The following is a 13,445-nucleotide window of genomic DNA, read 5'->3' as shown; positions in this document are numbered from 1 at the left end:
CCTGTTACCAAGCACGAATGTGCAAAGTAACAGGCTCTTATTTCATCGTAGTTACGATTATTTCAATTTGCTCAGCTTGTCGCCGAAACGTTCAGCAAGCGTGAAGCTCATGCTTTCGTTGCTTAGGCTGACGTTTGGATTATTAAGCTCGACTTTAGGTGCGCGAGGTGCACGCTCTCCACGGTCGCTGCGCTCTCTCTTCTGATCAGGCGCTTGCTCAGGAGCTTCTTCTGTTTCTTTAATGCTGAGGGATACGCGTTTCTCAGCAGGGTTGAAGTCAAGAATTTTCGCTTTCACTTCTTGGCCTTCTTTCACAACCTCGTTCGGAGTTGCTACGTGACGGTGTGCAAGCTGCGAAATGTGTACTAGACCTTCAACGCCCGGTGCGATTTCAACGAATACACCGAAGCTCACGATACGGCGAACCGTACCTGTCACGATGTCACCTACGTTGAATTGACCGTTAGTCGATTCCCATGGACCTGGTTGAGCAGCTTTGATGCTCAGGCTGATTTTGCCGGCAGCAGGATCCACTTTAAGTACTTTAACACGAACGGATTGACCTTCTGTAACAACATCCTTCGGATGAGCTACGTGCTGCCAGGAAAGCTCGGATACGTGAACCAAGCCATCGATGCCGCCGATATCAACGAACGCGCCGAACGGAGTCAAACGTTGAACCGTACCATCAAGCTCTTGACCAACTTGCAGGTTGCCGATAACGGCTTGTTTGTTTTGCTCAAACTCAGCGTCCAGCACTTCTTTCGCGGAAAGAATGACTTTGTTGTTCTCGCGGTCGATTTCTTTCACTTTAACGCGAAGCGTACGTCCTTTGTAGTCGCTGAAATCTTCAACGAAATGACGCTCAACCATGGAAGCAGGGATAAAGCCGCGAACGCCAACGTCAGCAACTAGGCCGCCTTTAACGACGTCTGCAACCGTAACTTCAAATACTTCGCCGGAATCAAAGCGAGCTTGAAGACCGTCCCAAGCTTTCTCGCCGTCAACCACTTTTTTGGAGAGAACGAGTTTTTCTTTCTCATCGTCAATGCTGACGACTTTCAGTTGTACTTCTTGGCCGACTTGAACTGCGTTTTGCGCACTTTCAAGCTGAACCGACGATAGCTCACGAAGGGGAATAACGCCGTCATATTTATATCCAAGGCTTACGAACACTTGGTTATCTTCAATTTTGACGATCGTACCATTCACAGTGTCCCCTTTTTTCAAGGACACGAAATTGTCCATCGCATCTTGACTAACTTCCGCTGCTGCGGTTTCTTGTACTTTTGTTTCTTCTGACATTTAAAATTACCTCCTCAGATCATACCCCAACTTTATTTAAACGTGCAGCCTCAGAATGAAACACTCTCGCAGGCCCACCGTCTAAAACATATAAAAAACAAAAATAATTACCCTTGCTTCGCCATCAAACGAATATTCGCCATTATGGTTTCGGTTACTTGTTCGAGCACATCGGAAGATGAATCCTGAATAAAGGCCGTCATATCAATGGGCTTGCCATACTTGATGCGCATCTTACGGAATAATTGGTACTTCCCGATAATGGCGACCGGAATGACTACGGCTCCGCTTCGAAGCGCAATCATCGCAGCACCTTTCTTGCCTGCGCTGTTATCGCCTGCATTACGAGTGCCCTCCGGGAAAATCCCCATCACATTGCCTTCTTTCAGCAAGTTGATGGCATTGCGAATAGCATCCTTGCTGACTCCTCCCCGTTTCACCGGGAATGCGCCAAGCGTCCGAATAAACGGCCCAAGCAAAGGTACCTCGAACAGTTCCGCCTTAGCCATGTAATGGACTTTGCGGTCCACCTTCGTGCCTACCGTTGTAGGATCAAGCAAGCTGATATGATTGCAGCATAGCACGACAGGCCCTGTGGCCGGAATGTTCTCTAATCCGGTTGCTTCGAACCGGAATAGTACGGCGTAGATGATTCGCAGCAGGCTTCGGCAAATGTTATATACCATAGTTTACTTCGCCTCCGCCGATTTGGTTCGGCATAAGTCTAGAATATGTGCGACGACTTGGTCAATCGTCATTTCTGTGCTGTCGAGAACTTCTGCATCCTTCGCACGAATCAGCGGAGAAAATTCCCTGCTCTCGTCGCTTCGGTCGCGATTCGCAATTTCTTGCTCCAATTGCTCAAGCGGCACAAGCTCGCTTTCAGATAGCTCCTGGTATCGGCGCAACGCGCGAACTTGAACGCTTGCGACTAGAAATACCTTTACTTCCGCCCCGGGCAGTACATGCGTACCGATATCGCGGCCATCCATAACGACACCTTTCGCCGCTGCCAGTTCCCGCTGCATCTCGACAAGACGCAACCGAACGGCTTCATGCGAAGCGATCTCCGAAACCTTAAGCGTTACTTCTCTTGAACGTATGTCGGTTGTGATGTTCTCACCGCCGAGCCGCACAATCTGACCTTCGGTTCCCGGTTCCAATGTAATGTCCACTGTTTTCACGAGTTCCGCAAGCCTGTCCGCGTCACTTGGCAAAACTCCCGCACGATTCGCAGCTAGTGCGACCGCTCGATACATCGCTCCTGTATCAATGTATATGTACCCTAATTGTTCAGCGACTCTTCGAGCGACGGTGCTTTTGCCAGCTCCCGCAGGGCCGTCGATTGCTACGTTAATGCGGCCGCCGTTGTTTCCCCCATCCATGTCCAAGCGGTGTAAACCCTCCTTGAAAGTCGTAAGCGGCTGCTATGTTGCTCTTATCGCCATTAAAAAAGCAGGCTCTGCCTGCGATAGTGAGAATTATACCACAGCAGCCCATGAAGTGCAAAGAACGAAAGACCTACTAGAAGGGGGTTCCTTCAAGCCGATCTACGCCCGTTACCCATAGCCTGACTGCCGGAATTTGCAGTGCGAGCTGGCTTAATATGACTGCAACAAGCAGCAGCAGAAAGATAATAATGAGCACGCGTGTAACCTCGTCCGAGATGGACAGGTAGCGCCCCTGTGATTTCTTAGCCATGGATACCCCCTTGTTCCGGCTTTGCTCGGATAAGGGTAGTTTTTCCACGTTGTCATTCCTTATGCACCAAGCCATGGAACAAACTAGGTGAAATGTATAATTATCTTTTACGGAAATCCAGCTGACGCTCAAAGCAATAGCGGATAATTCGCTGGCGTTCGCTGTCGAGAATACTCGAAAATTTCGCCATCACTTGATTCCGGCCTGACTCCAGTGGCTTCACGCGAACAACCTCTGCTTTGAAATGGGAATGATCCACCGAGCCGTTCCGATACGGAAGCAGCAGCCAGCATTCCAAGTTCGTGCCCTGCTTCATCGGCCATTTGCCATCGATGAGGAACGAAATCCCGCCGCCGCCCACATCATCCGTCATCCCGATAAATCGAATATTGGCAGCCAATTGAATGGCGATCTCCAGCTCCGCGGCAACGCGCAGAAAATTACGGCGCTGTACTTTCGTTATCGATTCCGGTTCGGGCTTGCGGATTCGGATTAATTTCACGCCGTCTTCTTTAAAACCCAGCACATGGGTATTGAAATAGTTCTTCACACCGTCTTCGGAAACAAAATGCGCGGAAAGCTCGTCCCCCAGAAACAGCCTTTTATATTTTCCCGTTCCTTCAAGAAGCGGAATATCGATAAGCAACTCATCGTTATCACTGTCCGCGATTCTGGATTTATACTCGATTGCGGCCTCTTCTTCATCGGACGAAGCTACATGCAAATATAGAAACTGATTCACTTTTGGCAGCATACTAGCTTCCCCCTCCCCTAATGGTTCGATTATACCACAGCATGTCGAAATTTGGGGAGAGGTGGGAGAACAGGAAAAGACGTGCATAACATGCACGCCTTCGCTCGTTTATTCGGGTAGCTGCTCGATGGATTCCTCAATGCCGCTGTCTGCATTCACATATATTTTATAAACGCCGCCATTGATTTTGCCGACGAACTCGTAGCAGAGCACTTCATCGCCCATGTCATTATCGATGATCGCCATCTGTTCCCTTTGCACCTTAAAGTCCGGGTTGAGCGAGGCTCTGGCATCCGCGCTCATCAGCTTCGGCTTAGGGATATTCCGTTTGTGATGCTCATACACAAAGTCTGACGCTTGCAAAGCGACCGCATCTCCGTTATCAAGCGCGATCTTGACTGTCAGCTTATCAGGGTAAATCAGAACCCCGTTCTGATTGGCTACAAAAGTAAATACGGCCATCGAGTCATCACGGTCATACGTGATAGCTTTCATCTTCGGATAGCCATGGCGGGACAAAAATTCATCTGCCTTCTTCCTCGCGTCGCCCACGCTGACGATCGGCTTCCCGATATCGCGGGGATTCTCAAACCAGATCAATTGAGCGCCTTTCTGCGAGTAATCCAGCTCAATCGGGTTGTCTCCTTTATTCCCTTTATAGGTAGCGGAATACGACATATACTCCGTACCTTTCCCGTTCTCGACCACCTTGATATCATTGGGGTTGTCCAGCTTCAGGAACTTCGCCGCCAGCTTCTTCACGTCTTCCGGCGTTGCCATTTTGCCGCCTAACATCTTAATCGAACGCTTGGTATACATGCTTGCTACCGAAGGCCCCCAGTTGATTTCCGGGTATTCGCCGACCTTTTTATCCACGGTTTTGAAGCCGTCAATTATCGTATTATCCAGTGTCGACTTCTCCGTAGCAATCGCAACCTCGACATCCATCCATCGCAAATTGTTCGCGATGACCTTATCCTGTACGCCGTAGAGAGATTTGGAAATATATTCCGAATCGGAATATAACGTTTTTAACGTTTTATATTCATCCGGGCTAAGCGGCTGCTTTGTTAGATCACGAACGGAGGTTTTGTACGAGAAATTCGCAATTTTCGACAAAAACTCTTCTGTCTTGTTGAATGGGAGCAGCGTCAGCGGCAGTTGATTAATCTCATTCTGCGCTTCGCTGGTCAAGCGCCATACGTTGACGAGACCTTTGCGGTGAAAGCCTTGCGAGGCGCTGTTCACGGCAAGTGTGTTTCCGAGCTGACGATGGAGCTGCTCGACATGATAGGTCAGATCATGGAAGGCACGTTGATACTGATTCTCTGCTTTAATCAGGATCGAGTTTTTCTCTTGATGCTCTTGATAGCCCCAATAGATAGAGCCGATAAAAAACAGCGTCATCACCGGAAACAGCACAGCGCTTAAACGACGGTACATATAGCAAAAGCTCCTTTCGTATGCAAAACCTGGTGTTAGTTTGGTTTGCGGAAAGGAGCTTTATGCATGTTATTGGTATGATTTTGCTTACATGGCTGTTCTTACAATGCCAGCTCTTCGACGTCGAAGTCGTTGAGATTGTTGCATAGGCACTGTTTGAACCCGGTATCGATCTTGTCTTTCTCCCTGCGTCCGCGCAGGACGAATTTCTCGCCGCACAAGTTGCAGCGGATGGTTACCTTTACACGAGCCGAAATCATCGTATCCTCCTGAGTAAGATGCAGCTTTTTTCCTATTATAGACGGAAATGCTAAAGCTTAATCTCTTCCTCATGACCAAGCATGCGAAACGGCGATCTGGCATTGGCGCGATTCATCTTCCGGACGCCTTTAATCCACAGGTAACCCATCAACGGGACGATAAACCATACCCAATAGGTGCTGCCGGAGCCCATGATATAGTCGTAAACACCATGCTCCACCAGCGGTACAGCAGCAGCAAGCATGAGGTAATTGCGTTTCTTATTCGCTTCGGAGGCGAATTTAGCTTTCCCCACGTAATAGCCCATCGTTACGCCGAACAAGGCATGGCCGGAAACCGGCAGCAAAGCGCGAATAAGCAAGGAACCAACCGACGCAGGCTGGAAAACAGCGTAGAGCACATTCTCCACCGTTGCAAAGCCAAGCGAAATCGCCACTGCGTAGACAATCCCGTCATAAGGCTCGTCGAATTCGGTATGGTTGAAAATGATATGATACAGCACAAACCATTTCAGCAGTTCTTCAACGCCTGCGGATACCGTGAACGAGAACAGGATCGGACCGTCTCCCAGCCACAGCAGTAAGCCGCGTTGGATCACCATGATCGGCAGTACGATTAAGACACCGAGCAAGAACACACGGACGACCATGTGAATCGGCTCTGCATCATATCGATCCTTTAGATAAAAGTAAGTCAGCAGCGAGATGCCCGGAGCAACCGCCGCCGTCAGTATGGAAAAGAGCAGCATCGTTGAAGTCACCTTCCGAGAGACGGGCTTTCCCTGCGGGATGCAGGCAAAGCCCGCTTGATCGGCATTCGGCTACACCCACCCCCTAAGGCGGACGGCTTCTGCCATTTTGCGGACGCCCACCATATAAGCGGCGAGCCTCATATCCACTTTCTTAAGCTTATGCAGTTCATAGACACTATTAAAGCCGCGGATCATCATATCGCGCAGCTTGGAATCGACTTCGGCTTCGGACCAGTAATAGCCCTGATTGTTCTGTACCCATTCGAAGTAAGAAACGATAACGCCGCCGGCACTGGCAAGGACATCGGGCACGAGCAGAATGCCGCGATCGGTAATCATCTGCGTCGCTTCCAGCGTCGTTGGACCGTTTGCGGCCTCTACAATGATTTTAGCACGAATTTGGTTCGCGTTGCTTGCCGTTATTTGGTTCTCTATTGCGGCCGGCACCAGAACATCGCAATCGATCGCCAGAAGTTCTTCGTTGCTGATCGTATTTTTGAACAAATTCGTTACGGTACCGAACGAATCGCGGCGGTCCATCAAATCTTCAATGTCGAGTCCTTGATCATTATACAACGCAGCGTTGACATCGGAAATACCCACAACCTTCGCGCCGGCTTCAAACATGAATTTCGCCAGATAACTGCCTGCATTGCCGAAGCCTTGAATGACGACGCGCGCCCCCTTAAGCGGAATGCCTTTCTTCGCCATCGCTTCGTCAATCATGATCGCCACCCCTCGGGCTGTGGCGCTCTCACGGCCAAGCGATCCACCCAGGACAAGCGGCTTTCCGGTTATAAAACCAGGCGAATCAAATTCACGGATTCGGCTGTATTCATCCATCATCCACGCCATAATTTGCGAATTGGTCATGACGTCCGGCGCCGGAATATCTTTGTTCGGTCCGACGATTTGGCTAATCGCCCGAACATACCCGCGGCTTAGACGCTCCAGCTCGCGGAATGACATTTTTCTCGGATCGCAAATAATACCGCCTTTGCCTCCGCCATAAGGCAGGTCGGCTATCCCGCATTTAATACTCATCCAAATGGATAACGCCTTCACTTCGATTTCGTCTACATCCGGATGAAACCGGACTCCACCCTTTGTCGGCCCTACGGCATCGTTATGCTGCGCTCTATATCCCACGAATACACGTGTCTTGCCATCATCCATTCGAACCGGTATGCGAACGGTCAGAAGCCTCATCGGCTCCTTCAATAAGGCAATCATATCTTCACCGTAGCCAAGCTTCTTGAGCGCTTCTTCAATCACGGTTTGTGTCGATGTCAGTACGTTGCTGCTCTCCATTCCATTCAAAGGAATGTTCACCACCTTTTCCTTTGTAATATGAGCGGTTACCGGATCGGCTATGCGGTAAACTTACATTCCCTCATAGGCAGTAACAAACAAAAAGCACCAGACCTACGGAATATGCCGTAAGCTGATGCTTCTCAATAATTGAACGCGTTAGAAATGAGTGCAAATTTCCATGACGGCTTTGGCTGGAACGATTACTTTACCGTACTCTTCAAGAATAGCGGTCGTAATGGAAGTCGCCTCTCCGTACTCTGCCAGCAGCGCAATAATTGCGTGGTAGCGTGGAAGCTCAATGCCGACTGGCTCAAAGGCCAGCATATATTTGCCGTTGTAGGCATAAAGACGTCCATCCTCAATCAGTTCAGCGCTCTTAAGCTGCTTGCAAACTGAAATGACATCCTCGATGTCTCGGAACGCGTATAGCACAATGTCACTTTGCTCGAGCGTAACTTCCATCTCGTAAACGTCTTCCTCGTTGTCTTCTTCCTGAATATGATCCTCGGACTTCCCGTTCACTTTGCCTCGTGTAACGATGACGACCATACCTTGGGCTGGAAGTGCAAACACTTCGACGGCGAGCGGTCCGCTGGCGTCAAAGCCGAGCTCGCTGTAAGCTTGGTCCATCATTTCACTGAACAGCTCGTGCACCTTTGGAATTTCGCGCCACATGTCTTCCTTCTGGATCCCCCGTTCCAGCAAGTCGTCGAACGTCAGGAATATTCGTATTTTGTCTTGATTGAGCCGTTCGATTTTCATGATAGGATCCTCCTTCTCGAGTAGTATCTGCTTCGTATTCTCGGAGCAAAAACCGTCTTCGAAAGCACATTGAACGCGGATAGTATCTGTTATACATAGCGTATGAAGCAGCAGTTATTTGGGTGATTAAAATGTGTTTATGTTGCTATGTTAGCATGTCTGTGGGTGGAATGCACTACAGACGCAAAAAAAAAGAATCGTTCCGCCGCCAATTGTTTATACGCAATTGAACGGCAAAACGATTCTTTTTGTCCCTATAGAATTTATAACAATTTGTCTATAAATTTCTATACGGTTTAAACGAAGAAACGATCGATGCCTCCAAAGAAGGGTGACAACCGTTTCTTCCATAGGTCCTCTTAGTGAGGTTTCGCTTCTGCTTTTATTTGATCGACCTGTTCCTTCACGCTGGGATCACTATTGAGCAGCAGCTCAATTTGTCCCCAAGCGTTGCCGGACTCTTTTGCGGAAGCGTTTGAATGCTTTGGGGCTGCATGCTGCACCATGTCTCCGCCAAATTTCCGACTAATGACCGCTCCCATCGCCCTCTTCGTCATCCCGTTGACAGCTGTGCCAGCTGCGCTGCTCGCCCAGGCAAACATGCCGGGCCTCTTCTTCGCTATATAAGCCGCCGCTGCCATACCGGCAAGACCTCCAATCAGAAAACCGGACAATTTCATTGGCAATCCTCCTATGCTGAATGCTGCTTACGACTCGCGTTTAGTTTGCCTCGGCAAGCGAAGGTCATCCCTGCACAAATTAAGGAAGTAGTAAAGTTCGGTTCAAGTTCGAAATATGATACAATAAGTGCATTGTTTTTTGACGAAACCAACTCGAAGGCCACAGGAGGACGACAGCATGCCGAATCGTAAACCTCACCTCATCTCCATCGTCATTATGATGGCCCTGCTGGTTACATCCGGATGCAGCGGCAACGGAAACCAGCCTAACAGCACAGATTCGAACACAACGGGCAATGCAGCGAACAGTGGACCTGTAGTGACAGAGCCTGCGCCGGACCCTGCAAACAACTCCACAGCTCCAGCAACAGGCGATGGAACTGCGGGCAGCGGCCAAACCGATCAGGGAACGAACAATCAGCCTGCTGACAATGCTACAAATTCGCCCACTCCATCGGAGAATACACCTGCGACTGAACCTGATTCCACTGCCACAACGGATCCGCAGCAGCCGGTTAAGAAGCTTTATAAAATGAATAAGGTGTACAGCTTCGTCCCGATTGATAAAGCGACTACGAGCAATAAGATGGTGCTGCTGACTTTCGATGACGGCCCGAAGGAAGATAAAACGGTCAGCTCCCTGCTCGACACGCTCGATAAGCATAAAGCGAAAGCGATCTTCTTCGTGAACGGATATCGGGTGAAGAAACACCCGGAATTGCTCAAAAAAATAGCCGATCGCGGGCAAACGATCGGCAATCATTCTTGGGATCATATCGATTTGAAGAAAGAAACGCAAGCGTCGGTGAAGAAGCAGATCGAGGATGTTCAACAAATCGTGAAGGAAGTTGTCGGCACCGAGCCGCAGTTCTTCCGTCCGCCATTCGGTAACGGCAATGATTATGTAAAAGGTCTTGTCCGCGATCACGGCATGCTCTATATGACCTGGTCTGACGGCTCACTCGACTGGGATAGCAGCACGAAGGATAAGCCGGACAAAGTCATTGCCAATGTGCTGGAGCAGCTTCATCCGGGCGTGAATATCCTCATGCATGAGCTGCCTTGGACGACAGAAGCACTCGATACCTTGCTTACTAAGCTCGAGAGCAAAGGTTATGGCTTCATTGATCCTGCTACGATTGATTTGGGGCTGGAGGAACAGCCGCAGACCGCAAAGTAATGCGGTGATATTGAGCTGGTGCCATCAACCGAATTGGCAACCGAGAAGTACCAAATCCACAACTGACGAACAACCGGGGTCCCCTGCTGGCTCCGGTTGTTTGTTGTACAGAGAAGTCGAACCAACCGCGCCAGTAATTGGAGTCTTCAGTTCCGCGTAAAACAGGGCCAATAAACGGCAGCGCAATCTGGCCGCCGTGCGTATGGCCGCAGAGAACCAAATCAACTTCCTGCTTCTGCTGCCCTTTCATACGGTCAAGAAGGATGGGATCATGCGCCAGCACGATCGTAAACAGGTGGTTACTGCCTGCAGCCATTTCCGGCTCGCTTAAGGCCAAATCCAAACGATCTCGCTCCAAGCGGGGGTCATCCACGCCTGCCAGCCGAATGCCGCTGCCGTCTCGCTGTTCTAACACAACCGCTTCATTGATGAGCAGGCGTACGCGCTCTTCCGTCAGCATCACCTCAAGCGGCCTCATATCTTCATCATAATCATGATTGCCGTATACCATATATATTGGCGCAATTCGCGCCAGCTGTTTGATGTTGCTTCGAGACCTGGCAAGCGGCACTCTCCGCTCCCTCAAATCACCGCCAATCAACACCAAATCAGCTCCACCGCCGGCGATTATCCCTTCAATCACTTCATCCGAGATACGTCTTCTATGAATATCTGTTATTAGCAGCAAGGTTGTCCTGTCGAAAGCCTGGGGCAGCCGGTCTAATGTAACGGACTGCTGATCCAATGTATATTGATACGATGTCCTTACTAACGCAGCCACAAACAGTACCAAGACCGCCGCCGCCGCCGAAATCCAAATCGTCATGGAAACGAAGCACCGCCCTCTCCTCGGATTAGTCGTCCAATCGGCTATTCAAATTGCTTACCCCAAAGAAGCAGTCCTACCAATAAGAGAACGAATAGAAAAATAATGATTTTGTAAAACCAGCCTGCCATCTGCTGTTTATTAGAAGGATGCGTTTGCCTTCTGGACGGCAACGGTACTTCGCTGCCTGCTGCTGCCTCGGAAGCAGCCAGTTCCGCCTGTTTCTTTGCCGAAACACTTGAAGTCGGTTTTCTGCTGCCAAATTTCTGAACTCTGCTCATTCTTCCCTCCGGAAACGGATTACGAAGCCCATAATCATATCAATCAGAAAGTGTGCCAATATCGGCGCCCATAACGTGCCGGTATTGATATAAATCCAGCCTAACGCATAGCTGATGGCAAATACAAGCCCTGTCGGAATCCAATGCTTTAAATAACGAACATGAATGGTTGCGAAAATAATGCTTGTCCAATAGGGTCCGAATTGATACTGAATAGCACCGCGGAATAACGTTTCCTCACAAATGGATACGATTAACGACAATACGACCACATGCCAAATGGCGCGATTCTTAAAAATGCGATCATTCACACCGCCGTCATCATTCACTTCATCCGGAACAAATCTGGCCGAAAGGAAATCAATTGCGATGACAGCAGCCGCCAATCCGGCGCCAAAATACAGAAAATGAAGCCCTTTCGGCAAAACAAATAATAAAAATGGATTGCGATGCTGAAATAATAACCATATGAAACCGATAACTAAAGTAATCGCTTGTGTGGCATACAAATTTATAAGAAGCATCCGGTCATCAATCTGATCGATGCTCACCGGTTTTATCTTCAATTTGCGAATGTCGAATTTTTTCATATTCAACTCCCTGCTATGCTATGAAAGGTGCATATTTCCTTTTCAAAGGTTTTCCCCTATACTAATAGGACGATCAAATCAAGTTCCGGAATTCGACAAACATTTTAACTTTAAGCCTCGTATTTACTAGCATTATGGCGAAATATCGGATGAAGGAGATTAACATGGAGAAACGACTGACTCGTACTGAAATGCTCTTTAGCTTAGGCTTCCTATTCATGCTCGTTTTCGCCGTGGCCGCCTTTTTCTATGGCGTAAAGATAGGCTCTGACAAGACCGAAGCGAAACTTATCGAGAACGCCAAGCATCTCAGCAGCAGCAAGAACGCAAGCGCAGGCGCCTATCAACAGCAGGATCTGGTATCATTCTATCATACTGTATTTCTGCCTTATCGTGAATTTCAATCGGACTGGTTTGAAACCATTCATAAACTGTCCTCGCAGCAGCTAACGGACATCGGCTCCGCCATGAAAGAATTATCGAACATCGCGGAGCAGAAATACGGCGAGGCTGAACATGCATCCGTGCCGAAGAGTTCGCCGCTTCTCGAAACCGCACAGCTCCAGCTGCTCAAGAGCTTACGAATGTTCAGCGAAGCCGCGCAGCGCGGTGCCGGATCAGCCAAAGACATGACAAACGCCGATCTTATGAAAGCCTTAATGAAAGACGCCTACTATACGCAAGGTGTAAAGTTCGCAATGGCCGGACAGCAAAGTTACTATAATGCGATGCTGAAATGGAGTGCTTCGGTCAATCCGAACATTCCGGATCATTACGACATCGCCTCCGTGCTAAGCATCCAGCAATGGAAACCGCTGCCTCTGACTATCAAGAATAAGCTGATGGCGGATATGTTGAACGCCCGCAAAACTTTAGCTCCGTTCTACCCGCAGGATCTGGCGTCCCGCGTCGATCAATTTATCGTTTCCGGACAAGCCAGCAGCATGAAGATGAAGACAGTTGATTCCATTGTCGACCTGCTTATCAGTACGGAGGCTGTGAGATCAGGGGATTTCAGCGATAGTAAAGCTCTGCTGTACGCCAAGGAACTTCTTCCGCAGCTGCCCTTCTTCTTCCCAGAGCAAGAATAAGTTCTTAATCGTATTGAAAGCCATCCAACGAGGATACGGCAGCCATTCCGCCAATGACATTGGTGAGGTTGCCGTATCCTCTTTCGCTTAGATAGCGGCAGACTGCAGCACTCCTTACACCGTGTGCGCAAATTATATAGACCGGTTTATCTTTATGGATTGCTTCCGAGTCTTCCTCGAAGGTCGACAGCGGCATGAGTGTACTGTTATCTAAATGATAATAATTCCATTCATTCATTTCTCTGACATCAATAATTTGATCAGGCGAGAGCTTTCCCTCTCGTACAAGCGCCATAAACGGCTCTGGTTCGATATTGCTCCATTGTTCCACAAGAATGCCCCCTTTTTACGGTCGATCATAACGAAAATTTCACATTTGGGCAAGTTTTAATCATTGCAATTTGCGTTCTACTTGCATTAAAATAGTAAACATTAATGTAGCCTGGTTCTGTTGGTCCATCCGGTACAACAATAGCTTTGACGTGTGATCGTGTGACAGACCCTCG

The 13,445-nt window shown here is 48.9% G+C and carries 17 protein-coding genes; 2 read left to right on the top strand and 15 right to left on the bottom strand.

The window, feature by feature from the left end; genetic code table 11:
• Positions 1-57: 57 nt before the first annotated feature.
• From rpsA to AC6ESO_RS10670, 11 genes are all read right to left on the bottom strand, one after another.
• Complete coding sequence (gene rpsA / locus AC6ESO_RS10720; RefSeq protein ID WP_497091333.1) at positions 58-1,305, bottom strand: 30S ribosomal protein S1; 1,248 nt, start codon at positions 1,303-1,305, stop codon at positions 58-60.
• A 107-nt stretch (positions 1,306-1,412) separates the two neighbouring features.
• Positions 1,413-1,991: a lysophospholipid acyltransferase family protein gene (locus tag AC6ESO_RS10715; RefSeq protein ID WP_497091332.1), complete on the bottom strand. Its 579-nt coding sequence runs from the start codon at positions 1,989-1,991 to the stop codon at positions 1,413-1,415.
• Positions 1,992-1,994: 3 nt separating this feature from the next.
• Positions 1,995-2,690: a (d)CMP kinase gene (gene cmk, locus AC6ESO_RS10710; RefSeq protein ID WP_497091629.1), complete on the bottom strand. Its 696-nt coding sequence runs from the start codon at positions 2,688-2,690 to the stop codon at positions 1,995-1,997.
• 139 nt (positions 2,691-2,829) lie between these two features.
• The gene (locus AC6ESO_RS10705) at positions 2,830-3,006 is read right to left on the bottom strand and encodes a hypothetical protein (protein WP_497091331.1); all 177 of its coding nucleotides are present in this window, start codon (positions 3,004-3,006) and stop codon (positions 2,830-2,832) included.
• Positions 3,007-3,106: 100 nt separating this feature from the next.
• Positions 3,107-3,760, bottom strand: coding sequence for a flagellar brake protein (locus AC6ESO_RS10700; RefSeq protein ID WP_497091330.1), 654 nt, complete (start codon positions 3,758-3,760; stop codon positions 3,107-3,109).
• Between the two features lie 108 nt (positions 3,761-3,868).
• Positions 3,869-5,203 (bottom strand): germination protein YpeB, encoded by a 1,335-nt coding sequence (gene ypeB, locus AC6ESO_RS10695; RefSeq protein ID WP_497091329.1) that lies wholly within the window; start codon positions 5,201-5,203, stop codon positions 3,869-3,871.
• 101 nt (positions 5,204-5,304) lie between these two features.
• Complete coding sequence (locus tag AC6ESO_RS10690; RefSeq protein ID WP_475779372.1) at positions 5,305-5,463, bottom strand: hypothetical protein; 159 nt, start codon at positions 5,461-5,463, stop codon at positions 5,305-5,307.
• Positions 5,464-5,513: 50 nt separating this feature from the next.
• Positions 5,514-6,212 carry a glutamic-type intramembrane protease PrsW gene (gene prsW, locus AC6ESO_RS10685; protein ID WP_494818929.1) on the bottom strand — a complete coding sequence of 233 codons (699 nt, stop codon included), beginning with the start codon at positions 6,210-6,212 and terminating at the stop codon, positions 5,514-5,516.
• A gap of 72 nt (positions 6,213-6,284) precedes the next feature.
• A complete protein-coding gene (locus AC6ESO_RS10680; protein WP_497091628.1) occupies positions 6,285-7,526 on the bottom strand; it encodes a Glu/Leu/Phe/Val family dehydrogenase in 1,242 nt (413 codons plus the stop codon).
• 159 nt (positions 7,527-7,685) lie between these two features.
• Positions 7,686-8,291, bottom strand: a complete 606-nt coding sequence (locus AC6ESO_RS10675; protein ID WP_475779370.1) for a genetic competence negative regulator — start codon at positions 8,289-8,291, stop codon at positions 7,686-7,688.
• A gap of 359 nt (positions 8,292-8,650) precedes the next feature.
• A complete protein-coding gene (locus AC6ESO_RS10670; protein ID WP_494818928.1) occupies positions 8,651-8,971 on the bottom strand; it encodes a hypothetical protein in 321 nt (106 codons plus the stop codon).
• A gap of 178 nt (positions 8,972-9,149) precedes the next feature.
• Between AC6ESO_RS10670 and AC6ESO_RS10665 the strand changes: the two genes are divergently transcribed.
• Positions 9,150-10,151 (top strand): polysaccharide deacetylase family protein, encoded by a 1,002-nt coding sequence (locus tag AC6ESO_RS10665; protein WP_497091328.1) that lies wholly within the window; start codon positions 9,150-9,152, stop codon positions 10,149-10,151.
• Here AC6ESO_RS10665 and AC6ESO_RS10660 read toward each other — a convergent pair.
• The 3 genes from AC6ESO_RS10660 to AC6ESO_RS10650 are packed head-to-tail and all read right to left on the bottom strand — an operon-like array spanning position 10,105 to position 11,848.
• Positions 10,105-10,977 carry a metallophosphoesterase gene (locus tag AC6ESO_RS10660; RefSeq protein WP_497091327.1) on the bottom strand — a complete coding sequence of 291 codons (873 nt, stop codon included), beginning with the start codon at positions 10,975-10,977 and terminating at the stop codon, positions 10,105-10,107. The two genes, AC6ESO_RS10665 and AC6ESO_RS10660, sit on opposite strands and share 47 nt — an antisense overlap.
• A 44-nt stretch (positions 10,978-11,021) precedes the next feature.
• Positions 11,022-11,258, bottom strand: a complete 237-nt coding sequence (locus AC6ESO_RS10655) for a hypothetical protein (protein ID WP_497091326.1) — start codon at positions 11,256-11,258, stop codon at positions 11,022-11,024.
• On the bottom strand, positions 11,255-11,848 hold the full coding sequence (locus tag AC6ESO_RS10650) for a CPBP family intramembrane glutamic endopeptidase (protein WP_497091325.1): 594 nt from the start codon (positions 11,846-11,848) through the stop codon (positions 11,255-11,257). The genes AC6ESO_RS10655 and AC6ESO_RS10650 overlap by 4 nt, the downstream gene beginning before the upstream one ends.
• 164 nt (positions 11,849-12,012) lie before the next feature.
• Between AC6ESO_RS10650 and AC6ESO_RS10645 the strand changes: the two genes are divergently transcribed.
• Complete coding sequence (locus AC6ESO_RS10645) at positions 12,013-12,939, top strand: hypothetical protein (protein ID WP_497091324.1); 927 nt, start codon at positions 12,013-12,015, stop codon at positions 12,937-12,939.
• Positions 12,940-12,943: 4 nt separating this feature from the next.
• On the opposite strand, the gene AC6ESO_RS10640 is transcribed toward AC6ESO_RS10645, so the two are convergent.
• Complete coding sequence (locus AC6ESO_RS10640) at positions 12,944-13,270, bottom strand: rhodanese-like domain-containing protein (RefSeq protein WP_497091323.1); 327 nt, start codon at positions 13,268-13,270, stop codon at positions 12,944-12,946.
• Positions 13,271-13,445: the final 175 nt, after the last annotated feature.

It is taken from the genome of Paenibacillus rhizoryzae, from assembly GCF_059686995.1.
The sequence above is the reverse complement of the archived record's forward strand: the minus strand, read 5'-3'. Positions and strand labels throughout refer to the sequence as shown.